Annotated in this window: 22 protein-coding genes and 1 pseudogene; 12 read left to right on the top strand and 11 right to left on the bottom strand. The window is 76.0% G+C overall.

Annotated features, from left to right (window positions below; translation table 11 throughout):
• Nucleotides 1-50: 50 nt before the first annotated feature.
• From ACFVU3_RS39530 to ACFVU3_RS39515, 4 genes are all read right to left on the bottom strand, one after another.
• Nucleotides 51-1,496: a glyceraldehyde-3-phosphate dehydrogenase gene (locus ACFVU3_RS39530; RefSeq protein ID WP_390073634.1), complete on the bottom strand. Its 1,446-nt coding sequence runs from the start codon at nt 1,494-1,496 to the stop codon at nt 51-53.
• A gap of 110 nt (nt 1,497-1,606) precedes the next feature.
• The gene (locus ACFVU3_RS39525; RefSeq protein WP_390073633.1) at nt 1,607-2,137 is read right to left on the bottom strand and encodes a hypothetical protein; all 531 of its coding nucleotides are present in this window, start codon (nt 2,135-2,137) and stop codon (nt 1,607-1,609) included.
• A gap of 102 nt (nt 2,138-2,239) precedes the next feature.
• The gene (locus ACFVU3_RS39520; protein ID WP_390073632.1) at nt 2,240-3,277 is read right to left on the bottom strand and encodes a serine hydrolase domain-containing protein; all 1,038 of its coding nucleotides are present in this window, start codon (nt 3,275-3,277) and stop codon (nt 2,240-2,242) included.
• Nucleotides 3,278-3,411: 134 nt separating this feature from the next.
• The gene (locus ACFVU3_RS39515; protein WP_390073631.1) at nt 3,412-5,151 is read right to left on the bottom strand and encodes a VanW family protein; all 1,740 of its coding nucleotides are present in this window, start codon (nt 5,149-5,151) and stop codon (nt 3,412-3,414) included.
• Nucleotides 5,152-5,528: 377 nt separating this feature from the next.
• Here ACFVU3_RS39515 and ACFVU3_RS39510 point away from each other — a divergent pair, with 377 nt between their 5' ends.
• The 8 genes from ACFVU3_RS39510 (at nt 5,529) to ACFVU3_RS39475 (ending at nt 13,744) form a co-directional block, all read left to right on the top strand.
• Nucleotides 5,529-6,326, top strand: coding sequence for an IclR family transcriptional regulator (locus ACFVU3_RS39510; RefSeq protein ID WP_390073630.1), 798 nt, complete (start codon nt 5,529-5,531; stop codon nt 6,324-6,326).
• 46 nt (nt 6,327-6,372) lie between these two features.
• Nucleotides 6,373-6,702 (top strand): putative quinol monooxygenase, encoded by a 330-nt coding sequence (locus ACFVU3_RS39505; protein ID WP_390073629.1) that lies wholly within the window; start codon nt 6,373-6,375, stop codon nt 6,700-6,702.
• A gap of 86 nt (nt 6,703-6,788) precedes the next feature.
• A complete protein-coding gene (locus ACFVU3_RS39500; RefSeq protein ID WP_390073628.1) occupies nt 6,789-7,823 on the top strand; it encodes a LacI family DNA-binding transcriptional regulator in 1,035 nt (344 codons plus the stop codon).
• Between the two features lie 76 nt (nt 7,824-7,899).
• Complete coding sequence (locus ACFVU3_RS39495; RefSeq protein ID WP_390073627.1) at nt 7,900-8,187, top strand: hypothetical protein; 288 nt, start codon at nt 7,900-7,902, stop codon at nt 8,185-8,187.
• 70 nt (nt 8,188-8,257) lie between these two features.
• On the top strand, nt 8,258-9,328 hold the full coding sequence (locus ACFVU3_RS39490; RefSeq protein ID WP_390073626.1) for a phosphatase PAP2 family protein: 1,071 nt from the start codon (nt 8,258-8,260) through the stop codon (nt 9,326-9,328).
• A gap of 43 nt (nt 9,329-9,371) precedes the next feature.
• Entirely contained in the window at nt 9,372-11,591 is a 2,220-nt protein-coding gene (locus ACFVU3_RS39485) for an NADP-dependent isocitrate dehydrogenase (RefSeq protein ID WP_390073625.1), read from the top strand.
• Between the two features lie 97 nt (nt 11,592-11,688).
• Nucleotides 11,689-11,979 (top strand): hypothetical protein, encoded by a 291-nt coding sequence (locus tag ACFVU3_RS39480; RefSeq protein ID WP_360320318.1) that lies wholly within the window; start codon nt 11,689-11,691, stop codon nt 11,977-11,979.
• A 142-nt stretch (nt 11,980-12,121) separates the two neighbouring features.
• Entirely contained in the window at nt 12,122-13,744 is a 1,623-nt protein-coding gene (locus ACFVU3_RS39475) for a sigma-70 family RNA polymerase sigma factor (RefSeq protein WP_390073624.1), read from the top strand.
• Between the two features lie 7 nt (nt 13,745-13,751).
• Here ACFVU3_RS39475 and ACFVU3_RS39470 read toward each other — a convergent pair whose 3' ends face one another.
• Together ACFVU3_RS39470 and ACFVU3_RS39465 are read right to left on the bottom strand one after the other, a co-directional pair.
• On the bottom strand, nt 13,752-14,606 hold the full coding sequence (locus ACFVU3_RS39470) for a CAP domain-containing protein (RefSeq protein WP_390073623.1): 855 nt from the start codon (nt 14,604-14,606) through the stop codon (nt 13,752-13,754).
• Between the two features lie 181 nt (nt 14,607-14,787).
• Nucleotides 14,788-15,717 carry a universal stress protein gene (locus ACFVU3_RS39465; protein ID WP_390073622.1) on the bottom strand — a complete coding sequence of 310 codons (930 nt, stop codon included), beginning with the start codon at nt 15,715-15,717 and terminating at the stop codon, nt 14,788-14,790.
• 190 nt (nt 15,718-15,907) lie between these two features.
• Between ACFVU3_RS39465 and ACFVU3_RS39460 the strand changes: the two genes are divergently transcribed.
• Complete coding sequence (locus ACFVU3_RS39460; RefSeq protein WP_390073621.1) at nt 15,908-16,783, top strand: hypothetical protein; 876 nt, start codon at nt 15,908-15,910, stop codon at nt 16,781-16,783.
• Nucleotides 16,784-16,918: 135 nt separating this feature from the next.
• Here ACFVU3_RS39460 and ACFVU3_RS39455 read toward each other — a convergent pair whose 3' ends face one another.
• On the bottom strand, nt 16,919-18,202 hold the full coding sequence (locus ACFVU3_RS39455; RefSeq protein WP_390073620.1) for an acyl-CoA dehydrogenase family protein: 1,284 nt from the start codon (nt 18,200-18,202) through the stop codon (nt 16,919-16,921).
• A gap of 181 nt (nt 18,203-18,383) precedes the next feature.
• Nucleotides 18,384-18,839 (bottom strand): RrF2 family transcriptional regulator, encoded by a 456-nt coding sequence (locus tag ACFVU3_RS39450; RefSeq protein WP_390073619.1) that lies wholly within the window; start codon nt 18,837-18,839, stop codon nt 18,384-18,386.
• A gap of 527 nt (nt 18,840-19,366) precedes the next feature.
• Here ACFVU3_RS39450 and ACFVU3_RS39445 point away from each other — a divergent pair.
• Nucleotides 19,367-20,248, top strand: a complete 882-nt coding sequence (locus ACFVU3_RS39445; RefSeq protein ID WP_390073618.1) for a glutathione S-transferase C-terminal domain-containing protein — start codon at nt 19,367-19,369, stop codon at nt 20,246-20,248.
• Nucleotides 20,249-20,394: 146 nt separating this feature from the next.
• Here ACFVU3_RS39445 and ACFVU3_RS39440 read toward each other — a convergent pair whose 3' ends face one another.
• Nucleotides 20,395-21,432, bottom strand: coding sequence for an NAD-dependent epimerase/dehydratase family protein (locus tag ACFVU3_RS39440; RefSeq protein WP_390073617.1), 1,038 nt, complete (start codon nt 21,430-21,432; stop codon nt 20,395-20,397).
• A 101-nt stretch (nt 21,433-21,533) separates the two neighbouring features.
• Here ACFVU3_RS39440 and ACFVU3_RS39435 point away from each other — a divergent pair, with 101 nt between their 5' ends.
• Nucleotides 21,534-21,800, top strand: a complete 267-nt coding sequence (locus ACFVU3_RS39435; protein WP_390073616.1) for a DUF5133 domain-containing protein — start codon at nt 21,534-21,536, stop codon at nt 21,798-21,800.
• On the opposite strand, the gene ACFVU3_RS39430 is transcribed toward ACFVU3_RS39435, so the two are convergent.
• Nucleotides 21,709-22,971 carry an MFS transporter gene (locus tag ACFVU3_RS39430; RefSeq protein ID WP_390073615.1) on the bottom strand — a complete coding sequence of 421 codons (1,263 nt, stop codon included), beginning with the start codon at nt 22,969-22,971 and terminating at the stop codon, nt 21,709-21,711. The genes ACFVU3_RS39435 and ACFVU3_RS39430 overlap by 92 nt on opposite strands.
• A gap of 57 nt (nt 22,972-23,028) precedes the next feature.
• On the opposite strand from ACFVU3_RS39430, the gene ACFVU3_RS39425 reads away from it, so the two are divergent.
• Nucleotides 23,029-23,601: a CGNR zinc finger domain-containing protein gene (locus ACFVU3_RS39425; protein ID WP_390073614.1), complete on the top strand. Its 573-nt coding sequence runs from the start codon at nt 23,029-23,031 to the stop codon at nt 23,599-23,601.
• Nucleotides 23,602-23,670: 69 nt separating this feature from the next.
• On the opposite strand, the pseudogene ACFVU3_RS39420 reads toward ACFVU3_RS39425, so the two are convergent.
• Nucleotides 23,671-23,894, bottom strand: a pseudogene (locus ACFVU3_RS39420) (D-alanyl-D-alanine carboxypeptidase); the annotation flags it as partial.

The raw sequence follows: 23,894 nt of genomic DNA, 5'->3' as shown, positions 1-23,894 counted from the left end.
GACAGCCCCCAGGGGGTGCGGCGCGCCGTTCGCGTGGGCGCGGGCGGGGATCAGACCGCCGGAGCCGGGAAGGTCGGGTACTCGACGCCGGAGACGTGCTGGACGACCCGGATGACCTGGCAGGAGTAGCCGAACTCGTTGTCGTACCACAGGTACAGGATCGCGTTGTCGCCGTCGACCTTGGTCGCGCCGGCGTCGACGATGGAGGCGTGGCGCGAGCCCACGAAGTCCATCGAGACGGCGTCGGGAGCCGTGGTGAAGTCGATCTGGCGCTTGAGCGGCGAGTGCAGCGAGACGTCGCGCAGGTACTCCAGGACCTCGTCGCGGGTGGTCTCGCGGCCCAGGCGCAGGCTCAGGATGGCGATCGAGACGTCCGGGACGGGGACGCGGATCGAGCTGCCCGTGATCGGGGCCTTCAGCTCCGGCAGCGCCTTGGCGACGGCCGAGGCGGCACCGGTCTCGGTGATCACCATGTTGAGCGGCGCGGAACGGCCGCGACGGTCGGCCTTGTGGTAGTTGTCCAGCAGGTTCTGGTCGTTCGTGAACGAGTGGACGGTCTCCACGTGACCGCGCAGCACGCCGTACTCGTCGTCCATCGCCTTGAGCGGCGGGACGATGGCGTTGGTGGTGCAGGAGGCGCAGGACAGGATCTGCTCGTCCGGCTTGATCGTGTCGTGGTTGACCCCGTGCACGATGTTCGGCACGTCGCCCTTGCCGGGCGCGGTCAGGACGACCTTGTCGATGCCGGGGCGCAGGTGCTTGGAGAGGCCCTCGCGGTCCCGCCACTTGCCGGTGTTGTCGATCAGGATGGCGTTCTCGATGCCGTACGCCGTGTAGTCGACCTCGGAGGGGTCGTTGGCGTAGATCACCTTGATCGTGTTGCCGTTGGCGACGATGCAGCTGTTCGCCTCGTCGACGGTGATCGTGCCCTGGAACTGGCCGTGGATCGAGTCCCGGCGCAGCAGGGAGGCACGCTTGACGAGGTCGGCCTCGCCGCCGCCGCGCACGACGATGGCGCGCAGGCGCAGGCCGTTGCCCGAACCGGCCTTCTCGATGAGGAGGCGGGCGACCAGGCGGCCGATGCGGCCGAAGCCGTACAGGACGACGTCCCGGCCGTCACGGCGCTCGATCTTGTTCGCACCCGTGGCGCCGGCGACGGCCTCCGCGGTGAACTCCTCGACCGTCAGGCCGCGCGAGTCGGCCTTGTACTCGGCGGCGAGCATGCCGATGTCGATCTGCGAGGGGCCGAGGTCGAGCGTGGTGAGCGTCTGCAGGAAAGGCAGCGTCTCGGTGACCGAGAGCTCCTCGCCGGCGATCTGGCGGGCGAAGCGGTGGGTCTTGAGGATGCTGACCACCGACTTGTTCACCAGGGAGCGGCTGTGAACGAGGACGGTGACGTCCTGCTCACGGTGCAGCTTCCCGATGATCGGGATCATCGACTCCGCGATCTCCTCACGGTTCTTCCAGCTGGTGAACGAGTCATCATTGACAGTCACAAGATTTATCTTTCGAGCTAGACGGCGCTCATATGGTAACCCGGGGGTCCTCGGCCCCCACAAGGGGGCCCGAACGTCTGTCCCTCACCTCACACCCGCGGACCCTCCGGTCAGGCGAACCGGTCGGCGACGAGCCGACGCAGCTCGGCCGCCGACCCGGGCGCCAGCCGGTACACGCCCTGGACGCCGTTGGAGTGCAGCAGCCGCCCGTCCTCCACGTGCTTCAGCCTCCGCTCGCCCCGCCGGGAGGTGAAGGTCAGCCGCTCCAGCACGTCGGCCGGCACCACCGTGTCGAAGGAGAGCGGGGAGCCCGGCGGGCCGAGCAGCACCTCGCTCACGAAGCCGGTCTTCAGCCGGCGCCAGTACAGGAGCTTCGCGTAGTCGTCGTCGTGGAGCTCGGCCCCCGCCTCCTCGTGGGTGAGGATGCGGGACACCTCCATCGACCCCAGCACGTGGAGCCGGGTGCGGTGGGCCCGCACCGGGTAGACGGTGTCACCGGGCCGCACCCCGGCCCGCAGGAAGCTGGGCTGCGAGCCGAAGGGCCCGCCGAAGAGGATCGTCGGCCGCAGGCCCTCCTCCCCGGAGCGCTTCAGCTCCCGGCAGAGGGCGTCGGTCCACAGGGTCGTATAGGAGTTCGCCACGGCAGCACCGTAGGGGCGGGCACCGACATCGATGCCGACACCCAGGTTCCGGTGGTCGTGGTCCGGGCACTGACCGACGCCCGGCTGGGCAGCGCCCGCCGCTCAGGCGAACGCGTACGCCCGGAACGCCTCGCGGACCCGGGCCAGCGGGGCCGGATCCCGGGTCACGTACAGGCGGTTGGTCAGCAGCACCGCCCAGCGGGAGCGGGCGGGGGAGACCCACATCGCCGTCCCGGTGAATCCGAAGTGGGCCCACACGTCGTCCCCGGGGGCCGTCCCGGGCGCCGGGTGCCAGAGCAGCCCCCGCGGCGGGTCGAGGACCCCCGTGCCGACGCGCAGGGAGGTCGTCGTCCACGCCCGGGAGAAGGTCCCCGGCGGCGGGTCGAGGACCCCGCGCAGGAAGCGGCCCGTGTCGCCGGCCGTGGTGAAGACGCCCGCGATCCCGCACGCCCCGCCGAGCAGCCGGGCCGAGAAGTCGTGGACGGTGCCCCGCAGACGGCGGGCGCTCTCCTCGTCGTACTCCGTGGGCGCGCAGCGGGCCGCCTCCTCCGGCGGGAGCGGGCCCCAGCGGGTCTCGCCCATGCCGAGCGGGCCCCAGACGCGCTCCTCGGCGAGGCGGGCGAGCGGCCGGCCCGTCAGATGCTCGGCCAGCCACCCGAGGACCAGCGCCGCCCGGTCGGTGTACGCCACGGCGGCGCCGGGCGGGTGCCGCAGCGGCTCGGCGAGCACCCCGTCCCGTACGTCCTGCGGATCGGAGCCGTACAGGAAGCGCAGGTTGGCCCGGAGCGGCATCCCAGCGGTGTGGGTGAGCAGATGGCGGGGGGTGACGGCGCCGACCGGGCGGCCGGCCGCGGCCGGCCAGAAGGTGCCGAGCGGGGCCGACAGGTCCAGCTTCCCGGCGTCCACCAGGGTGCCGGTCACCGCCCAGACCGACAGGATCTTGGTGAGGCTCGCCACGTCGAAGAGGGTGTCCGGAAGCGCCGGCTCCTCGGGCCGGGCCGGGTCGAGGACGCCGACCGCGCCGGCCGAGCGGGTGCCCGCGGCGTCCCCGGCCGCCCAGACGGCGCCCGGGCACACGCCGTCGCGGACCGCCCCGGCCAGCAGCCGGGCGTAGGGAGGTACCTCGCTGCGCTCTGCCACGGCATGCCTCCGGCAGGTCGGTGCAGCCCGCCGGGGACGCGGCGGGGCCGCGGCCCGAACGGACCGCACGCAGGCATGCATGCCCGGCCGCGAGGCTGAGGACACCCTTCCGGAACGGCCCGGGCGGAGGTCCGTCAGTTGCAGACGACCTCGTCGCGCGGGGTGTAGTGGGTCTTGAAGGTCTCCCGCTTGACCTCCTCGCCGCCGTTCTTGAAGACCCGGTCGACCGCGATGTCGAAGCCCTCCAGCGGCTCCTGCGGCACGCACTTCTCGCCGGTCGCCTCGCGCTTGGCGGGCTCGGTCACGTTGGTGCGCGGACCGGCCACCGCCTCCACGGAGTCGTACTTCTTGGTGCCGTAGAAGGTGATGGTCACCGAGGAGTCCGTCGCGCTCGCCGCGATGTAGATCGGCTTGCCCGAGTCGTTCCGGAACTTCTGGTCCAGGCTGCCCCAGGCCACGGTCGCCTCCCGGCCCGCCGGGTAGCGCTCGATGTAGAAGGAGTGGGCCCCGTACTCGACCGGGTGCACGCCCGCGAAGAAGACCGCGTTGAAGACGGTGGTCGCCACCGCCGAGACACCGCCGCCGGGAGCCTCCTGGTAGCGGCCGTCGAGGATCATCGTGCCGTCGACGAAGCCGTTCTCCTCGGTGCGCTCGCCCACCGTCTCGTTGAAGCTCCACACCTCGCCCGGCTGCACCAGCGAGCCGTTGATCAGCTCGGCGGCACGGCCGATGTTCACCGTCCGGTACGGGGCCGTGGGGAAGTTCACGGTGAAGGTCGACATCTGCTCCTTGATGCCGAGCGAGTCGAGGGTGGCGGAGCTCACCTGCGGCTGGGTGACCTTGGTGGCCACGGAGGCCGTACGGGCCGTCTCGCCGGTCCGGGTGAGCAGCGGGTCCACGGCGGCGACGAGCGCCTTCTCGGTCACTTCGCGGCCCGGCCTGCCCTCCTTCACGATGACGACCTTGCCGTCCCGCACCCCGAGGGTGCCCTCCACCGGCGCGCCCGTCATGGCGGCGAGCGGGCGGGCCACGTCCGGGTCGCGCAGCAGCGCGGCGGAGTCGAGGGAGCCGCTCAGCCGGCCGTTCTCGTTCCTCACCGTCAGGTGGTCGCCCAGGGTCTCGGGGGAGATCCGCAGCCGCTGGTCGCCCACGGTCAGCGTCACGGGGCCGGAGACGGCCGGCGCCGCGTACGTGTCGAGGAAGCGGGTCACCTCGGTGGCGGCCAGCTTCGGCTGGGTCACCGACACCGGCAGGGTCACGGCGGCGGCGCCGGGGGCGGCCGGGTAGGCGGCCCGCAGGGCCTCGGCGGCCTTGGCGGTGTCGAGCTTCTGCCCGGCGACGGGCCGGACGGCGACCGCCTCGCCGTCACGGAAGGAGACCGAGCCCTCCTTGACGGCCCGGTCGTTCTCCTTCGCCAGCGCGGCGACGGCCGCGCCGGTCCTGGCCGCGTCGTGGGCGAGGACCGGCTCGATCTCGCGGTCGCCGGAGGAGAAGAGACGGCCGATGACGGTGAACGGGTCCCGCGACGGGTCGGCGGCCCGCTCGGCCGTCGCCTCCGCGTCCACGGTCAGCCCCGCCGCGTCCGGGGCCACGCTCTCGGTGCGCTCGCCGACCTTCACCGCGATCGGTGCTGTCCACGCCGCCGGGGCCTGTGTCCGCAGCCGCTCGGCGGCCTCGGCCCTGCTCAGTCCGCCGATGTCCACGCCGCCGACCCGGGTGCCGGCGGATATGTCGTCGCCCGTGGTCACCAGACCGGTCACGTACAGCCCGCCCGCCGCCACGGCCACGACGCCCGTCGCGATCGCGGCCGTCCGCCACCGTGGGCGGGCACCGGCGGCGGGCGTCGGGGCATGGTCGGTCCTGGGGCGGGGCACACGCTCTCCCGGGTGCGTCGGGGACAAGGGGATCCAGACGACGGTACGTCGAAAGAGTGTCAAATGCACATAAAGCATGGTTGACCTGCGACAATACGCCCCGGAACCGGCCCGCCACACACCGTGCGGGGCCTCGGCGCGGGCCTGCGGACCCCGGAACCGGCCCGCCCGGACACCCCGCGGCACCCCGGAACCGCCCTGCCGCACGGGCGCGGGCCCCGGCACCGGCGGCAGGCGCGCGGGCGAGGGCCCGGTACCGGCGGCAGGCGCGCCCACCGCGGACCACCCGGCACCGGCGGCAGGTGCGCCCACCGCGGACCCCTCCCGCGACGCCCGTTCCCCGGCCTCCCGGCGGCCCCCGCCGCTACCCTGGCCGGATGCCTGCCGACGCCCCGCTCCCGCTTCCCGAGCCGTACGCCGAGCCGCACCGCGCCCCCGGGCCGCGGTCGGTGGAGCGGGCGCTCGACCTGCTGGACCTGGTCGCGGACGCCGGACGGCCCGTCGGCGCGAAGGCCCTCGCCCGGATGCTCGGCTGCGCCCTCTCGACCGTCTACCACCTGACCGGCCCGCTCCTCGCGCGCGGCCACCTCGTCCGCACCGCCGAGGGGTACGCCCCCGGCCCCCGCGTCCCGGCCCTGCACCGCGCCCACCTCCGCCACCACGGACTCGGCGCCCCCACCGGCGAACTCCTCGGGCGGCTGCGCCGGGCGACCGGCGCGGAGGCGTACCACACGGCCTACCGCGACGGTCTGATCACCGTCGTCGACACCACCGCGCCCGTCACCGACACCGCCCACCCCTTCACCCCCGGCCCGGAGGCCCGCGCGCACGCCACCGCGCACGGCAAGGCGCTCCTGGCCGCCCTGCCGCGCGCCCGGCGCCGCCGCTACCTCGCCGAGCACGGCATGGCCCGCTTCACCGAGCGGACCATCACCGGCGCCGAGCGCTTCGAGGCCGAGATGGCCACCGTCCGCGGCCAGGGCTACGCCGTCTCCGTCGGCGAGGCGGACCTCGCGTACACCTGTCTCGCGGTCGCCGTGCCCGACCGCGGCGACGGCATCGTGCACGCCCTCTCCGTCTCCCTGCCCACCGCCGACTTCGCCCGCCGCCAGGGCACCGTCCGCGCCGCCCTGGCCCGCGCGGTGCCGGACTTTCCGGCCCTGCCGGAATCCTGAACCGCGCGCCTGGCCCGGGCCCGGCCGCGCGGCGCAGCCTGACGGCATGATCTTCATCGCCGTGCGTTTCACCGTCCGCCCCGACCGCGCCGACCAGTGGCTCGACGTGGTCGCCGACTTCACCCGCGCCACCCGCGAGGAGCCGGGCAACCTCTTCTTCGACTGGTCGCGCTCCGTCGACGACCCGAACGTGTACACCCTCCTGGAGGGCTTCGCCGACGACGAGGCCGGCGCCGTCCACGTCGCCTCCGACCACTTCGCCGCCGGACTCGCCGCCATGGCCGGGGCCGTCGCCGCCACCCCCGAGATCATCAACGTCAAGACGGAGCAGCGGGGCTGGGGCCCGATGGCGGAGCTGGCGCCCACCGGCGTCTGATCCCTCCGGGAGCCGCCCGCCCGCCTGATAGGTTCGCCGCACAGCACGGGCGGGCGGCGTCCCGGGGCCGAGGGGAGAAGCGGCGCATGGCGGTGAGCGGGCGGCAGACCGGCAGGCCCACCCTGGAGGAGGTCGCGGCCCGGGCCGGAGTCGGCCGCGGCACGGTCTCCCGGGTCATCAACGGCTCGCCGAAGGTGAGCGAACAGGCCAAGGCGGCCGTGGAGAAGGCCGTCGCCGAGCTCGGCTACGTCCCCAACCGGGCCGCCCGCGCCCTCGCCGGCAGCCGCACCGACGCCATCGCCCTCGTCGTCCCCGAGACCGAGGCCCGGCTCTTCGCCGAACCGTACTTCCTCGACATCATCCGCGGCGTCAGCGGCGAACTCGCCGCCGCCGACAAGCAGTTGCTGCTCACCCTGATCCGCAGCGACCAGGAGCGGCAGCGCTTCGAGCAGTACCTCGCCGCCCAGCGCGTCGACGGCGTGCTGCTCGTCTCCGTGCACGCCGACGACCCGCTGCCCGACCAGGTACGCGCCCTCGGGCTGCCCGCCGTGCTCAACGGCCGCCGCCGCGAGGACGAGCCCGTCGCCTTCGTCGACTCCGACAACACCGGCGCCGGCCGCACCGCCGTCGCCCACCTCGCCGCCGGCGGGCGCACGCGCATCGCCACCATCACCGGCCCCCTCGACATGTACGGCGCCCGCTGCCGCCTCGACGGCTACCGCGAGGGCCTCGCCGAGGCCGGTCTCGCCGCCGACGAAGCCCTCGTCGCCACCGGCGACTTCACCGAGGACGGCGGCCGCCGCGCCATGCGCGAACTCCTCGGCCGCAGCCCGGACCTGGACGCCGTCTTCGCCGCCTCCGACGTGATGGCGGCCGGTGCCCGGGCCGTGCTCCGCGAGGCCGGCCGCCGGGTTCCCGAGGACGTCGCCCTCGTCGGCGTCGACGACTCCGCCGTCGCCCGCCTCATGGACCCGCCGCTCACCAGCGTCCGCCAGCCCATCGAGGAGATGGGCCGGACGATGGCCCGGCTGCTCCTGGCCGAGATCGCCGGACCGAGCGAGCCCGACGACCAGCCCCGCCGGATGCTCCCCACCGACCTCGTGGTCCGCGCCTCCTCCTGAGGCTCCGTCCCGTTCACCCGCGCATGGCATGATCGCGCCACCGTCGGCACCGGGTCGGCGCCGACCGGGGGACACCATGGACTGGTACGTCGTTCCGGGAGTGTTCGCGCTCCTCCTCGCCGCCGGTGGCACCGCCACCCTCCGGACCGGCTGGGTGCCGCCCTGGCTCCGCCACAAGGTCCGGCGGGTCGCCCTCCACGGCTGGGCCCAGCTGGTCATGGCCGGATCCTTCGCCCTCCAGAGCGCCGCCGGATTCGCCGGCGAACCCGCTGCCTCCTCCGCCGTGGGCCTGGTCGCGCTGGCGGCCCTGCTCGCCGCCCTGATCCTGCTGCTCGTCGCGCAACTCGGCCCGCGCGGCGACTGAATCCCGCCGCCGCGCGTCGTTCGGGCGATCCCAGCAGGCGGCCCGGCCGCGCCTGGGTTCGAATCGGGGCATGGCTTCCTACGACAGGCGAATAGGCGGCTCGCGGAGACCGCCCCGAGCCGGTGACACCTGGTGGTACGCCGCCGTGGCGGGCGAGGCCGCGGACTCCTTCAGCACCCGGGTCCGCACCCGGACCCGGCGCGCCTGCCTCGGCGCCGTCCTGCTCCTCACCGTCGTCTACGCGGGCCTCGTCCTGACCGCGACCGGCCGCCGCTGGGGCGACGGCGCCGTCACCGGCCGGCGCGCCGACACCCGCGTCGCCGCCTTCCTGCGCGACCACCCCTCCCTGGACGGGGCCGCCACCCTCTCCCTGGTCCTCGCCTGCCTCCTCCTCGTCGGCCTCGGCGTCCTGCGCAAGCGGTACGGGCTCACCGGCGCCGCCGCCGGGGCCGTGGCCGTCTCGCTCGCCGTCGCCGGCCTCCTCCAGCGGTACGCGCCCCGACCCCGGCTCGCCGACGGCGCCGGCGCGCTGGCCCCCAGCGGCTTCCCCAGCGCCACCGCCACCCTCGCCTTCGGCGTCGCCTTCGCCCTCACCCTGGTCGTGCCCCGCCGCTCCCGCGAGCTCGTCGTCGGCGGCGCCGTCCTGTGGGCCGTCGGACTCGGCGCCTACGCGATCGCCTCCGGCGAGCACCGCCCCGGCGACGTCATCGCCGCCGCCCTGCTCGCCCTCGCCGTCCAGTGCGGCCTGATCGCCCTGCTCGCCCGCCGCGGAAAGGTCCGCCCCGGGATCCGGCGCGGCACCACCCTGCGCGGCCTGCCGGTGACCCTGCCGCTCGCGCTGATCGCCGCCGGCGGCCTCGTGGCCGGGTTCCTGCTGCTCGGCGACACCCTCGGGCTGCCCGCCGCCGCCCCGTACGACCCCGACGAGCTCCGCCTGGCGCACCGCTGCGGGCAGGCCCTCACCGCCGGTGCCGGCGCCGCCGCCGGCCTCGCGCTGCTCGCCCTCGTCCGCCAGGTCGCCCTGGACGGCGGACCGAACCCGTACCGGCTCGGAGGGCCCTTCGTGGAGGACTCCGGAGCCCCCGATCAAGGTGAGCTCGTGGGGCCCTTTACGGAGAACCACGATCACGAGATATCTTGATGTCGAGCAATCTCGCATACGCAGACGTGGAGCGGAGCACCTGGTGACTGACTCGACCATCATCTACACCCACACCGACGAGGCGCCGGCCCTGGCGACGTACTCGTTCCTGCCCGTGATCCAGGCGTATGCCTCCACGGCCGGCGTCACGGTCGAGACGCGTGACATCTCGCTCGCGGGCCGCATCATCGCGAGCTTCCCCGAGTTCCTGGAGGAGGGCCAGCGCATCGGCGACGCCCTCGCGGAGCTCGGCGAACTGGCCAAGACCCCCGAGGCCAACATCATCAAGCTGCCGAACGTCTCGGCCTCGATCCCGCAGCTGAAGGCCGCGGTCGCCGAGCTCCAGGCGCAGGGCTACGCCCTCCCGGACTACCCGGACGACCCGCGGACGGAGCAGGACAAGGACGTCCGCGCCCGTTACGACAAGATCAAGGGCTCGGCCGTCAACCCGGTCCTGCGCGAGGGCAACTCCGACCGTCGCGCCCCCGGCTCGGTGAAGAACTACGCCAAGAACCACCCGCACCGCATGGGTGCCTGGACCTCCGAGTCCAAGACCGCCGTCGCCACCATGGGCGAGAACGACTTCCGGTCCACCGAGAAGTCCACGGTCATCGCGGAGGCCGGCAGCCTCCGCATCGAGCACGTCGCCGCCGACGGCACCGTCACGGTGCTCCGCGAGTCCGTACCGGTCCTCGCCGGCGAGGTCGTCGACGCCTCCGTGATGCGCGCCGCCGCCCTGCGCACCTTCCTCTCGGAGCAGGTCGCCCGCGCCAAGGCCGAGGACGTCCTCTTCTCCGTGCACCTCAAGGCCACGATGATGAAGGTCTCCGACCCGATCGTCTTCGGCCACGTCGTGCGCGCCTTCTTCCCGAAGACCTTCGCGCAGTACGGCGAGGTCCTCGCGGGCGCCGGCCTCTCCGCCAACGACGGCCTCGGCACCGTCCTCAAGGGCCTGGACGCCCTTCCGAACGGCGCCGAGATCAAGGCGTCCTTCGACGCCGAGATCGCCGAGGGCCCGGCCCTCGCCATGGTCGACTCCGACAAGGGCATCACCAACCTGCACGTGCCGTCCGACGTCATCGTCGACGCCTCGATGCCGGCCATGATCCGCACCTCCGGCCACATGTGGGGCCCGGACGGCCAGGAGGCCGACACCATCGCCGTCCTCCCGGACAGCTCCTACGCCGGCGTCTACCAGGCCGTCATCGAGGACTGCAAGGCCCACGGCGCCTTCGACCCGTCGACCATGGGCTCCGTCCCGAACGTCGGCCTCATGGCGCAGAAGGCCGAGGAGTACGGCTCCCACGACAAGACCTTCGAGATCGCCGCGACCGGCACCGTCCGCCTCGTCGACGCCTCGGGCGACACCGTCCTGGAGCAGGAGGTCGCCGAGGGCGACATCTTCCGCGCCTGCCAGACCAAGGACCTCCCGGTCCAGGACTGGGTCAAGCTCGCCGTCACCCGCGCCCGCGCCACCGGCGACCCGGCCGTCTTCTGGCTGGACGCCGAGCGCGCCCACGACGCCCAGCTGATCGCCAAGGTCGAGCAGTACCTGCCGGAGCACGACACCGAGGGCCTGGAGATCAAGGTCCTCTCCCCGGTCGAGGCCACGAAGTTCTCCCTGGAGCGCATCCGCCGCGGCGAGAACACCATCTCCGTCACCGGCAACGTCCTCCGCGACTACCTGACCGACCTCTTCCCCATCCTGGAGCTGGGCACCAGCGCCAAGATGCTGTCGGTCGTCCCGCTGATGGCGGGCGGCGGCCTCTTCGAGACCGGCGCCGGCGGCTCCGCCCCGAAGCACGTCCAGCAGCTCGTCAAGGAGAACTACCTCCGCTGGGACTCGCTCGGCGAGTTCTTCGCGCTGGCCGCCTCCTTCGAGCACCTGGCCACCACCACGGGCAACGCCCGCGCCCAGGTCCTCGCGGACACCCTGGACCGCGCCACCGGCACCTTCCTCAACGAGGACAAGTCGCCGACCCGTCGCCTCGGCGGCATCGACAACCGCGGCAGCCACTTCTACCTGTCCCTGTACTGGGCCCAGGAGCTGGCCGCGCAGACCGAGGACGCCGAGCTCGCCAAGGCGTTCGCCCCGCTCGCCGAGACCCTCGCGGCGAACGAGACGAAGATCGTCGACGAGCTGAACGCTGTTCAGGGCTCCCCGGCCGAGATCGGTGGCTACTACCAGCCCGACCCGGCCAAGGCCGCGGCCGTGATGCGCCCGTCCGCCACGTTCAACGAGGCCGTCGCGTCCCTCGCCTGATCCGGCACCCGATGCGTACCGCCCCGTCCTGGAACGATTCCGGCCGGGGCGGTCCCGTCGGTGGCGCGTACGCCATCCGGGTGTGACCCTGGAGGGCATGAGCTGGGCATCTTGGACGACCGCCGGTGTCTACACCGGGCGTGGTGGGGTGCTGACCGTCGAGGGCGGAATCGTCACGGGCGACCTGACCGTGCACACGACCTTCGTCGACGGTGAAGCACGCGTGGCCGTGCAGTACAGCGGCGCCTCCGACTGGTTCACCATGTCGGGCAGTCCCGTCCCCTGCTCCTCGGAGGAGGAGAGCCGAGAACTCCACGACGCCGTCGTGGAAGCCGTCCGGGAGGGCCACGGGGCCACGGTCCCGCGCCTGCCCCACCCGACCGGTTAGCAGCCGGACCACCGGCCGGCCGAGGTTCCGACCGTCGACCGGCCGCGGGCCGGACCATCGAGCGAAAAAGTGTTATCCCTACCCGGCCCCTCGGGTCTCCACCAGGACGGGGACGCGGACCGGGGACAAGGGAGCACCATCCATGCACAGCGACGAGCAGCGCACCACCGCCCTGGTGGAGGCGGCGCGCGCGGGCGACCCGCACGCCAGGGACGAACTGGTACGCGCCTGCCTGCCGCTCGTCCACAACGTGGTGGGGCGCGCCCTCGACGGGCACGCCGACACCGACGACATCGTCCAGGAGACCCTGGTCCGGGCCCTCGACGGGCTGCCCGCGCTGCGGGACCCGGCCCGTTTCCGGTCCTGGCTCGTCGCCATCGCCATGAACGGCGTGCGCCGCCGCTGGCGGGAACGCCGGCAGGCACCCGTCCCCGGCCTCGACCGCGCCGTCGACCTCGCCGACCCGGCCGGCGACTTCACCGACCTCACGATCCTCCGCCTCGGCCTCACCGGACAGCGCCGCGACGTCGCCCGGGCCACCCGCTGGCTCGACGAGGACGACCGGGAGCTGCTCTCGCTGTGGTGGCTGGAGGCCGCCGGCGAACTCACCCGCGCCGACCTCGCCGGGGCGCTCGGCCTCGACCCGGCCCACGCCGCCGTCCGCGTCCAGCGGATGAAGGAGCGCCTGGAGACCGGCCGGGCCGTCGTCGGCGCCCTCGACGCGCGCCCGCGCTGCCCCGCGCTCGCCGAGGTCGTCACGGGGTGGGACGGCCGGCCGTCCCCGCTCTGGCGCAAGCGGCTCGCCCGGCACCTGCGCGAGTGCCGCGCCTGCGCGACCGGCCGCGACCGCCGGGGTCTGGCCCCCGTCGAGGGCCTGCTCGTCGGCATCGGCCTGGTCCCGCCCGTCGCCGGCGCCCTCCTCGACGCCGGTACGGCCCCGGCGGCCGCGGCGACACCGGTCGCCCTCGTCGAGCCGGCGGGCGTCGCGGCTCCGGCGGATCCGACGACCGGACAGCCGTCCGCACCCGGACCCCACGTGCTGCCTGAGCCTCACTCCGGGCCCGACACGCACGACCTGGCCGAGCCGTTCACGGCGGGCGGATCCTCCGGGCACGCCGCGCCGTACTGGACCCTCGGGCGCAGGACCGGGGCGGCCGGGGTCGCGGCCGTCGCCGTGCTCGGGGCGCTCGTGCTCACCCTCCCCGAGTCCACCGGCCCCGCACCCGCCGCACCCGCCGCCGCGCCCCCGGCCACCACACCGGCGCGGACGCCCGACCCCACGCCGAGCACCGTCACCGCGGCCGCCACCCGCCCGGCGCCCACCCGCACGCCCACCACCGCCGCGCCGACCCCGGCCCGGACCGTCGCGCCGCCCCCGGCCGACCCGGGGGAGCGGGTGACGGAGCTCGTCAACCGGCTGCGGGCGGAGGCCGGTTGCGGCCCGCTGCGCACCGACGCCCGGCTGACGGCCGCCGCCCGCGCCTACGCCCGGGACATGACGGCCCGGGGCTACTACGGGCACGCCAGCCCCGAGGGCGAGCTCGCGGACGCCCGGATCACCGAGGCCGGATACCGCTGGGCGGCCTGGGCGGAGAACCTGGCCCAGGGGCAGCGGGACCCGGAGACGGTCGTGGAGAGCTGGCGGGACGACGCCGGCCACGAGCGCAACCTGCTCGACTGCTCCTACCGCGACACCGGCGTGGCCGCCGTGCCAGGCCCGGGCGGCACGGTCTGGGTGCAGAAGCTGGCCGCCCCCCTGGACTGAGCGGACGTCAGCCCTTGGTGCCGAAGTCCTGCACCCACCAGGGCCCGTCGGCGGTGAGGGTGACGCCGACCCCGATGTCGCGGAACGAGCAGTTGAGGATGTTGGCGCGGTGGGCCGGGCTCTCCATCCAGTCCTCCATCGCCCTCTCCGGGGTCTTCGGCCCCTTGTGGATGTTCTCGCCCCACGCCGACCAGCTGTAGCCGGTGGCGCTGATCCGGTCGCCGCCGTCCCGTCCCTCGGGGCTGTCGTGGGCGTAGTAGTCGCGGGCCGCCATGTCGTCGGCGTGGCCCTGGGCGGCCCGGTCCAGCCGGGCCTCGGACCGCAGCGGACCGCAGCCCGCCTTCTCCCGTTCCGCGTTGGCGAGCGCGACGACGTCCTGGACGTAGCCGGACGCGCGGGCCGGTGCCGCCAGGGGGGCGGCGAGGGCGGCCCCGGTCTGCGGGGCGAGTCCACCGGCCGCCCGGCCGGCCCCGTCGCCCCGGGGGGCGGCCGGGTCCCGCCTGGCCCCGGCGGGGGCCTGGGGCGAGGGGGTGGGGGGAGCGGCGCGGGTGGGGGGTGGTGCCTGGGGGACGGGGGGCCTCGCCGCGCGGGGGGCGGGGGAGGAGGACGGGGTGGCCGCGTACAGACCGAGCAGGACGGTGACGGCGGCGGCGGTCGTCCCCGCGGCGAGGACGCCCGCGGCGAACGACGGCCGGCGCGGCGCGCGGCGGGTCACCGGCCCGCCGCGCCGGTGCCGGCCGGAGGCGGCGGTGCCGGGGCCGGCGGGTCCGGCCGGGGGTGCCGGCCGGGGGTGTCCGGACGCGGGGGTGCCGGGGCGGGGGTGTTCGAAGGGGTCGGAAGGGTCGGGACCGTCGTACCGCATGGAGCTCCGCTCTCTCGCCTGCGTCGCCGTCCGGTCCGCTGCCCGGGCGGGCCACCGGGGCGACGGGGACAAGGCTTTCCGCGCCCCGCCGTCCCGACACCCCCCGTCAACCCGGCGGGTCAACATCGCACGCCGACCCGCCGCACCGGCTTGACGGGGGCGCCGGGCGGGTACCCGCTCCTCAGCCCTGCGGGACCACCGCCACCGGGCACGGCGCCAGGTGGAGCGCCGCGTGCGCCACCGAGCCGATCCGCTGCCCCAGGGCCCCGCGCTTCGCCCTGCGGCCCACCACCAGGAGCTGTGCGGCGCCGGAGGTGGTGAGCAGGACCTGCCCGGCGCTGCCCAGTTCGACGTGCTCGGTCACCGGCACGTACGGGTACCGCTCGCGCCACGGCGCCAGGGCCTCGCGCAGCGCCTTCTCCTCGAACGGCACGAGGCCGCCGGCGTCGTCGGCCAGCCGCATCGACGTCGGGCTGTACGCGAAGAGCGGCGGCAGGCTCCAGGCGCGCACCGCGCGGATGGCGGCGCCCCGGGCCGCGGCGGTCTCGAAGGCGAACCGCAGCACGGCCTCGCTGTCCTCCGGGCTGCCCTGCTGGCCCACCAGGATCTCGCCGGTGGGCGGTTCGGCGGCCCGGTCGTCGCGGGCGCGGACCGCGACGACCGGGCGGGTCGAGGCGGCGATGACCTGCTGCCCGTAGGAGCCGAGCAGGAATCCGGCCACCGCCCCGTGCCCGCGCGAGCCGATGACCAGCATCTCGGCCTCGTCGAGCGTGTCGAGCAGCGCGGCGACCGGGGTGTCGGTCAGCACCTCGGCGGTGACCGCCACCTCCGGGTGCCGCTCGGCGATCCGCGCCTCGGCCGCGCGGACCACCTCCTCGGCGGCCCGCTCCTGCGACGCCCGGTCCTGGACGAGCGGCAGGTCGAGCGGCTCCCACCGCCAGGCGTGCGCGAGCCGCAGCGGGACGCCCCGGTGCTCCGCCTCGCGTGCGGCCCAGTCGGCGGCGGCCAGGCTCTCGGGCGAACCGTCCACCCCGGCCACGATCTCCCGGCCCGCGCGGGACTCCCGGTCCACGCCGGTGTCTGCTGCGGTCTGGTGGGCCTCGCGACTCATCTGACGTCCTCCCTGGTCGTGACGGAACGGGTCCGGCCCGGCGGCCGGTCCCTCCTCACCCCCCAGCTTGGGCCCATCGGCGGTCCCGGATGAGGGCCGGAGGTCCCGACATGCCGGTCCGTCCGCCCCTGGGACCCTTTCTTGAACATGTTCAAGCCGGCGTGGCAGGATGCTCCCGGGGGTGATCGTCATGAAGACGGCGACACGGACCGGCCCTCCTTCGTTCGGCCGGATCCTGATGGTGGCGACGGGCATGCTCATGCTGGAGCTGACCCTGGTCGCGGTGGGGTTCACGGCGCTGGACGCGACCCGGGAGTCGTCCGAGGGCGGCGGCTACGCCTTCGAGCTCGGCTTCCTTCCCCTGATGGCGCCGTTCTCGGCGCTCTTCGGCGGGGTCGGGGCGGTGGTCCTGGTCGTGCCGACGATCGTGCTGGCCGGTTCCCTCGGACGGCGGTTCGGCGGCGGGAGCGAGGCGTGGTGGTGGGTCGTCGCGGCCGCCGTCCCGGTCGCGGCGGGCGGCTCCCTGATGGCGGGTCTGTACGTCCTGCGCTCCGTGGACGGGACCCTCGCGGCCTGGCCCGCGCTCCTCGCCGCGATCGTCCCGGCCGCGCTGGTGGCCCGGCTGCCCCGTCGGTGGCTGCTGCGCGGGATCGCGCTCTGGGGCACGGTCGCCGTCGCCGTCACGGCGCTCCTCGGCGGCCTCGCGCTCGGCACCGGCGTCCTGGAGGAGTACCGCCCGCCCGCGGTGACCCGGAGCGAGCTGGTCGGCACCTGGACCGACGGGCGCGGCGGCACGCTGGAGCTGGCCGCCGACGGCACGGCGACGGCCGACGGCGTCATGGACCCGTCGGGCTTCGCCCCGCTTCCCGGCGAGGAGGTGGAGACCTGTACGGCGCGCGGCACGTGGACCCTCGCGGGGGCCGACGGGCAGGGCGAGAGCGTCGTGACCGATCTCCCGGGCTGCCTGTTCGAGCCCTGGTCGATCGGCGGCGAGGACGGCCGGCCGGCGCTCCGTCAGTGGGACGTGGACGGCGAGGAGACGGTCGGGCTGACCCGGGACGGCTGATCGCCGGCCCGGGACGCCGGGCGGAGGGCCCCGGACAGGGGCCTCGGGTCGGAAGACTCCGGTCGGAGGGCCTCGCGACAGGCGATTCGGGTCGGGGGCCTCGGGGCCGGGGGTCCCGGGTCGGGGCCCTCTGGATCAGGCGCTGCGGGCCAGGCGGGCGTGGGTGCCGTTGAGGTAGTGGTCGCCGATGTCGCGGAGCCGGTGGGACGGGCGGGTGCGGGCGGTGAGGGCGCGGGCGTTGCGCCAGAAGCGGTCGAAGCCGGGCCCGCCGCCCCCGGCGCCCGGCGCGGCGGGCGGGGCGCCCTCGACGAGTTCCAGGATCCGGGTGGTCAGCTGGACGGCCGCCCGGCCGGTGACGGTCTCGGCGGCGGCGACCAGCACCGCGAGGTCGGCGCGGTCCTCGAAGCCGAGCGTCCAGCCGGACCGCAGGCCGCGGGTGAGGGCGTCGGTGGCGCGTTCGGCGACGGCGGCGGCGGTGTGCGCGGCGGTCGCCAGCTCCCCGTAGGAGAGCAGCAGGTACGGGTCGTCCCCCTGGTCCGGCAGGGCGTGGGCCGCCGCGGCGTCCTGGGGGCCGGGGCCCGGCTCCGGGGCGACCGCCCGGTTCACGTCCCGGGCCTCGGCGAGCGCGCCCTCCGCGATGCCGAGCGCCACGTGCACGAGGAGCAGCCGGAGCACGAGCGGCGCGAGCGCGGTGAAGGGCGCCACGGCGTGCTCGTCGGCCGGGAGGGTGCCGAGGACCCGCGCCCGGGGGACGGGCACGTGGTCGAAGACGACCGTGCCGGCCCCGGTCAGCCGCTGCCCGACCCGGTCGGTCGCCGCCTCGGCGAACACCCCCGGGTGGGCCGGGTCCACCAGGACGACGAGCAGGTCGCCGGTGCCGGCCGGACGGGCGGCGACCACGAGCCGGTCGGCGACGGTGACGGCGGAGTCGAAGGCGCGCCGTCCGTCGAGGAGCCAGCCGCCCCGGTCGACGCGGGTGAGGGTGAGGCCGGTGCCCGTGCCGGCCGGCAGGGGTTCGGTCGCCCCGGCGAGCAGCCAGCCCTCGGCCGCCGTGCGGGCGTCGAGGCGAGGGAAGGTTTCGGCGGCCCGGCCGGACGGGCCGGCGAGGAAGCGGCTCGTCCACGACAGGGCGTAGTGGTGGGCGAGGAGTTCGCCGACCGAGCTGTCGGCGGCGGAGAGTTCCCGTACGGCGGAACACGCGGTGCGCAGGTCGGCCCCGTGGCCGCCCCCGCCGAGCGCGGGGTCGGCGGCCGTGAGGAAGGCGGGGAGTCCCGCCTCCTGGAGCCGTTCGACCTCGTCGAAGGGGGTCTTGCCGGCCCGGTCGCGGGCGTGCGCGTCGACGGCCAGGTCGTCGGCGAGCTCCCGGACGACCCGCCGCCAGAGCGTGTCGTCCCTCGGCGCCGTCTGCTGCGTGCTCATCCCACCCCACCTGCTCTCCGTAATCCCACTGGATCACTAGGGATAGTGGCAGAGGGGGACCCGGGGTCCCAAGGGGTGTCCGGCATGTGGATAGGGGGGGTTCGGCCATTGAGAACGCGTCACATCGGCGCAGGTGACGGGTGATCGACCCGATGGCCGGGAAGGGCGCGGCCGACGCCCGTCAGGGGTTGGTCCACGCCTCCGGGTCGTCCGCCCGCGCGGCGATCCCGGCCGGCAGCTCGGCCGACGCGACCTCCGCGAGCGAGACGCCCAGGACCTCGCGGACGCTGGCCCGCAGCGCGATCCACAGCGGCAGCAGCGACTCGGCGGCGCCCGTGTAGGCGAGGTCCGGCGGCCGCTGGCCGCGCACCGACACCAGGGGGCCGTCCACGCAGCGGATCACGTCCGCGACCGAGATCGTCTCCGCGGGCCGCGCCAGCCAGTAGCCGCCCCGCCCGCCGCGCTGGCTCTCCACCAGGCCGCCCTTGCGCATGTCGCCGAGGATCCCCTCCAGGAACTTGTGCGAGATGCCCTGCCCCTCGGCGATCGCCTCGGCCTTCAGCGGCCCGGCGTCCCGGGCGGCCGCGAGCTGGAGGGCGGCCCGCACGGCGTAGTCGGCCCTGGCTGAAATGCGCATGCGGCGCATTATTCCGTACGGCTCCGAGGGGCGCCGGACCCCGGTCGCCCGGGCCGCGCCGCCGCCGGTGCGGGGTCCCTCCCGCGCCCGTCCGCCCGGGCCGCCGCCGGTCACGGGGCCGGGGCCGACGGCGCGCGGGCAGTCCTGTCCGCGCCCTTGACGGCGTCCGCCGCCCGTCCGACACTCGGGGCAGGGAATCCGAGCGGACGGGTAGGGAAGCGCATGCGACACGGCGACGGGTTCGACGGCCTCCAGGCCCGCCCCCTGCCGCGCGCCCTGTCGCTCACCTCGCGCCGCCACATCGACCTGCTGCGGGTGTGCAGCGCGGCCTGACCGCGCCAGGGCCCGTCCGGCGGACCCCGCCGGGCCGGTACCCCGATCGGCCGGACAGGCCCCGGGCCGCCCCGCTCCTCCGGACCGCGGCCACCTCCTTCCGTCTTCCCGTCACTCTGCTGCCGCCGCACGGGCGTTCCCGCACGTCCCGACGAAGCCCGCCGGACCCAGCACCGAGCCACCCTGGGAGCACCATGTCCGTCGTCGTCCCGTCCTCGCTGCTGCCCGCCTCCGCCGCGCCCGCCTTCCGGGGCAGGATCGGCCGGTCGGCCGACAGCGGCCACTACGCCGTCCCGCACCGCTACCGGCTCCACGTCGCCCCGGCCGACCCCGGCTGTCTGAGCATCGCGGTCACCCACGCCCTCCTCGGCCTCGACGCCACCCTGCCGCTGCGCCTCCTCCCCGAGGTCCCCGACGGCCCCGGCGGCTCGTACACCGCCCTCCGCCCGCTCTACGAGGCCAGCGCCCACCTCTACACCGGCCCCGCCGCCGCACCCGTCCTCGGCGACGCCTGGACCGGACGGATCGTCAGCACCCACGCCCCCGACATCCTCCGCGACCTCGCGCTCCGCTTCCGGGGCGACGGTCCCGACCTGCTGCCGGAGGAGCACCGCGAGGAGATCGACGCCCTCGCCGCCCTCTGCGCGGACGGCGTCCACCGGGCCGCGCAGCGCGCCGGCGAACTCGGCCTCGACCCGGAGGCCGGTGCCCGGCGTGCGGCGGAGGAGGCCCTCGGCACGCTCTTCGCCGCCCTCGCCTCCCTCGACGCGCGGCTCACCGGCCGGCCGTACCTCCTCGGGCACGCCCCGACCCTCGCCGACGTGCACGTGTGGGGCGCCCTGGTGCAGTTGGACACCGTCCACCGCTGGCACCTCGACGCCGCCGCCCTGCACCGCGTCGCCGACCACCGCGCGCTCTGGGCGTACGCCCAGCGGCTCGCCGCCCACCCGGCGTTCGCCCGCCACCTCGACGTGGACGCGGTGCTGCGCCGCCACCGCGCGCACTGCCGGGGGAGGGAGGCGGCCGGCGCGGCGATCCGGATCGTCGACTGGGGCGCGGCCGGCGCCGGCCGCTGACGGCGGGGCGGCCGGGCGAGCGGCCTCGGCCGGCGCGGAGGCCGGCCCGTGCGGCCTCGGCCGCAGGGGGCCCGTGCGGCCTCGGACGACGGGGTGGCGGGCCCCCCTGAGGCATCGGACGACCGCGCGGCCGGCCCCGTGGGGTGTCAGGCGGCGCGGCGGCCGGCCAGCGGGGCCGTGTCGTCGCCCGCGCCGGAGCGCACGCCGCGCAGGAACGCCTCCAGGGCCTCCACCGAGGAGGCCCGGGGGACCCACTCCAGCTCCTCGCGCGCCCGCTCGGTCGACATCACCGGGAGGTGGCGCAGGAGGTCGAACAGGCCGGGGGAGGCGGGGGCGAGGCGCAGGTGCCAGGCGGCGGCGAGCGCGCCCCGCACCGCGCCCGCCGGCACCCGGACCGGCCGCGCGCCGAACATCTCGCCGAGCAGCGCCGCGTCCACCACCGGCTCCGCCGCCAGGTTGTACGCACCCCGCACGTCCCGCAGCACGGCCCGCAGATAGGCGTCGGCGGCGTCGTCGGTGTGCAGGACCTGGAAGCGCAGGCCGCCGGGCTCCGGCAGCACCGGCAGCAGATCGGGCCGGACCAGCTGCCCGGGCAGGAACCGGCCGGCGAAGATCCGGCGCTGCTCGCTCGCCGCCTCCTCCTTGAAGAGGAACGCCGGCCGCATCCGGACCACCCGGGTCTGCGGGTGGTCGCGCTCGAAGGTGTCGAGGACCCGCTCCAGATACGCCTTCTCCCGGCTGTAGGCGGCGCCCGGCCAGCCGTGCGTCGGCCACGCCTCGGAGACGGGCGCGCCGCCCTCGGGGCCGGGGGAGTAGGCCCCCACCGAGGAGGCGCAGACCAGGGCCGGCACGTGTGCCGCCGCGACCGCGTCGCAGACGCGCAGGGTGCCCAGGACGTTGGTCCGCCAGGTGGTCACCGGGTCGTGCGTCGGGTTGAAGCGCCACGCCAGGTGGACCACCGCGTCGGCGTCGGCCACGTACTGGGCCAGTCGCGGCTCGTCGCCGTCCGCGGACAGGTCGACGGCGGCCCACTCGACGCCCGGCAGTTCGAGTCCGGGCAGTCGGCGGGCCAGCCCCAGCACGGAGCCGACCTGCGGTTCGCGCGCCAGCGCCCGCACCACGCTCGTGCCCACGTTCCCGGTGGCGCCGGTGACGACCACCCTCAGCCGCGTAGTCGGGTTCATGTCTTCGACCCTCCGCCATCCGGGCGGCACCCGCACCTCGGCCCACCGCCGGTGACGGAGCGTGATGCCATGGGTCGCGCGAGTGGTCGGGCGCGAGCACCATGGAGCGACGCACGAGGGGGGCCGCCACGGAGGAACCCATGCTGCTGCCCGACCGCAACACCGTCGAACGGCTCCTCCGGCACTACCGGGCCCAGGAACGCACCGTCCTCGCCGCCCCCTGCGACCTCTCCGTCCGCCGGCGCTTCGAGGACACCGCGTACACGCTGTGCGTGCTCATGGGCGTCCGCTCGACCCCGGAAGCCCTCCGCGCCGCCGAGCGGTACGTCGCTCCGGGAGCGGCCCGGGCGCCCCGGGCACAGCTGTGACCGTGCACCGGGCCCCCGCCCAGGGGAGCGCCGACACGGCACAGACCGCCGCCGCGAGGAGCAGCGCCGCCGGGACGGACCGGGCCGCCACCGGCCCCGCCACCGCCGCGCCCACCGCGAACGCCGTGATCTTCAGGCCGGCGCCGGTGGCGAAGACCCGGCCCCGCAGCCCGCGGGGGGTCTCCTCGTGCCGGACGGCGAAGAGCGCCGTCAGCTGAGGGCCCTCGGCGGCGCCCGACACCGCGAACGCCACCACCAGGGCGGCCGGCCCGCCCGCCGCGGCCACCGCCCACGCCCCCGCCTGCGCCAGCGCCCCGCCCCACAGCACCCGCCCCGGCGGCACCGCGCGGGGCAGCCGGGCGTGCAGCGCGGTCGCCGCGAGGGCGGTGGCCGCCGCCACCGACAGCAGCAGCGCGCCCCGGCCGGCTCCACCGAGGGCCCGGGCTCCGAGTACGGGGAGGCAGGCGGCGACCAGGCCCTGCGCGGCGGCGCAGCCGACCGAGGTGACGGTGGCCCGCAGCAGCGGCGCCCGCCGGAACACGGACCAGAGCCGTTCCTCGCCCTCGTCACCGGGGCCCCGGCCCTCCGGGGGCGCGGCCGGGGGCAGCGACAGGGCGACGGGCACCGCCGCCGCGACCAGGGCCGCCGCGAGGACGACCGCCGCCGGGGCGCCGAGCAGCAGCGCGGCGCCTCCCGCGAGCGCCGGGCCGGCCAGCGCCGCGAGCGAGAACGTCAGCGCGTCGAGGCCGTGCAGCCGAGCCATCCGGCCGGCGGGCGCGATCCTCGGGAGCTGCGCGGTCCAGCCGCCGGAGAGCGCCGGGCCCATCAGCCCGGTGACCACCGCGAACAGCGCCGTCACGGCGAACGGCAGCCGGCCGAGCCCGAGGAGCACGGCTCCGAGCCCCGCCGCGTAGCCGGCGAGCATGCCGGCCAGGAGCAGGCCCGGCCGCCGCGCCCGGTCCAGGAGCGTACCCAGGAGCGGGCCGCCCACCGCGGCCGCGACCGTCGCGCAGGCCAGCAGCGTCCCGGCTCCGGACGTCGACCCGGCGGCGGCGAACCCGGCGAGGGCCAGGGCGGGACCGGAGACCTCGTCCCCGGTCCGGGCCGCGAGCGCCCCCGCCAGATGGGCGGCGGCGGACGGACGGCAGGGGATTCCCGGGCGGATGCGCATGACGCCCGAGGCTACGGAGGTAACTCAAAACCCCGCAATATGCGTTACATTCGGCCGATGCCCGTGCTCCCCGACCGGTCCACCCGGCACTCCACCCTCGCCATGGCGCTGCGCACCGCCGCCCTCGTCAACGCGCTGGCCGACCCGGCGGCCGGCCCCGGCGAGATCGCCGCCGTGCTCCTGGCCCACGGCGAACCCGCGCCCGTGGAGGTGTCCGCCGAGGACGTCACCCTGATGCGGGCCGCCGCCGTGCACCTGCGGGAGGTGTTCGCCGCCGGTTCCGCCGACGAGGCCGCCGCCCTCCTCAACTCCCTGCTCGGCGCCCACACCGGCCCCCTCCGCCTCACCTCGCACGGCGGCACCGCCCCCTGGCACCCCCACACCGACGCCGACGACGACGCGCCCTGGACGCCGTGGTTCCTCGCCTCCGGCTGCCTCGCGCTGACCGTGCTCCTCTGGGACCGGCAGGCCCCGCCCGGCCGGACCTGCGCCTCGCCGGCCTGCGGGAACGTGTTCGTCGCCCACGGCAGCGGGCCCGAGCGCCGCTACTGCTCCCGCCGCTGCGCCACCCGGGAGCGGGTGGCCGCCCACCGCCGCTCCCGCACGCCGACGGCCCCCGGCGCGGGCTGAACGCCCGGCCGGGGGCCGCGGCCGGAGACCGGGCGGACGCGGGACTCCCGCGCCGCGCCCGGCACCGCGTCAGGCGCGGGACACCCGGCGGCGCCACGCCCACAGGCCGAGCGCGGCCGCGCAGGCGGAGGCGACGAGCGTCAGGGGCAGCGCCACCGACGGGCCGGGGGCGGCGGGTTCGCCGGTGGCGCCGGACCGGAGGACGGCGGTGCCGGACCCGACCGCGGCGGCGCCCGGCGCGGCGGCCGGCGCACCGGCCCCGCCGCGGACCGCCACGGGCCGCGCCTCCGGCC

The sequence above is a fragment of the Streptomyces sp. NPDC058052 genome (assembly GCF_042885515.1).
Classification (GTDB): domain Bacteria; phylum Actinomycetota; class Actinomycetes; order Streptomycetales; family Streptomycetaceae; genus Streptomyces.
This window is presented reverse-complemented; position numbering and strand designations above follow the sequence as displayed.

Coding starts and splice junctions, on each gene's coding strand:
- ACFVU3_RS39510 (WP_390073630.1), top strand. CDS start 5,529: ATGCCTGCCGACGCCCCGCTCCCGCTTCCCGAGCCGTACGCCGAGCCG.
- ACFVU3_RS39505 (WP_390073629.1), top strand. CDS start 6,373: ATGATCTTCATCGCCGTGCGTTTCACCGTCCGCCCCGACCGCGCCGAC.
- ACFVU3_RS39500 (WP_390073628.1), top strand. CDS start 6,789: ATGGCGGTGAGCGGGCGGCAGACCGGCAGGCCCACCCTGGAGGAGGTC.
- ACFVU3_RS39495 (WP_390073627.1), top strand. CDS start 7,900: ATGGACTGGTACGTCGTTCCGGGAGTGTTCGCGCTCCTCCTCGCCGCC.
- ACFVU3_RS39490 (WP_390073626.1), top strand. CDS start 8,258: ATGGCTTCCTACGACAGGCGAATAGGCGGCTCGCGGAGACCGCCCCGA.
- ACFVU3_RS39480 (WP_360320318.1), top strand. CDS start 11,689: ATGAGCTGGGCATCTTGGACGACCGCCGGTGTCTACACCGGGCGTGGT.
- ACFVU3_RS39475 (WP_390073624.1), top strand. CDS start 12,122: ATGCACAGCGACGAGCAGCGCACCACCGCCCTGGTGGAGGCGGCGCGC.
- ACFVU3_RS39470 (WP_390073623.1), bottom strand. CDS start 14,606: ATGCGGTACGACGGTCCCGACCCTTCCGACCCCTTCGAACACCCCCGC.
- ACFVU3_RS39465 (WP_390073622.1), bottom strand. CDS start 15,717: ATGAGTCGCGAGGCCCACCAGACCGCAGCAGACACCGGCGTGGACCGG.
- ACFVU3_RS39460 (WP_390073621.1), top strand. CDS start 15,908: ATGAAGACGGCGACACGGACCGGCCCTCCTTCGTTCGGCCGGATCCTG.
- ACFVU3_RS39455 (WP_390073620.1), bottom strand. CDS start 18,202: ATGAGCACGCAGCAGACGGCGCCGAGGGACGACACGCTCTGGCGGCGG.
- ACFVU3_RS39450 (WP_390073619.1), bottom strand. CDS start 18,839: ATGCGCATTTCAGCCAGGGCCGACTACGCCGTGCGGGCCGCCCTCCAG.
- ACFVU3_RS39445 (WP_390073618.1), top strand. CDS start 19,367: ATGTCCGTCGTCGTCCCGTCCTCGCTGCTGCCCGCCTCCGCCGCGCCC.
- ACFVU3_RS39440 (WP_390073617.1), bottom strand. CDS start 21,432: ATGAACCCGACTACGCGGCTGAGGGTGGTCGTCACCGGCGCCACCGGG.
- ACFVU3_RS39435 (WP_390073616.1), top strand. CDS start 21,534: ATGGAGCGACGCACGAGGGGGGCCGCCACGGAGGAACCCATGCTGCTG.
- ACFVU3_RS39430 (WP_390073615.1), bottom strand. CDS start 22,971: ATGCGCATCCGCCCGGGAATCCCCTGCCGTCCGTCCGCCGCCGCCCAT.
- ACFVU3_RS39425 (WP_390073614.1), top strand. CDS start 23,029: ATGCCCGTGCTCCCCGACCGGTCCACCCGGCACTCCACCCTCGCCATG.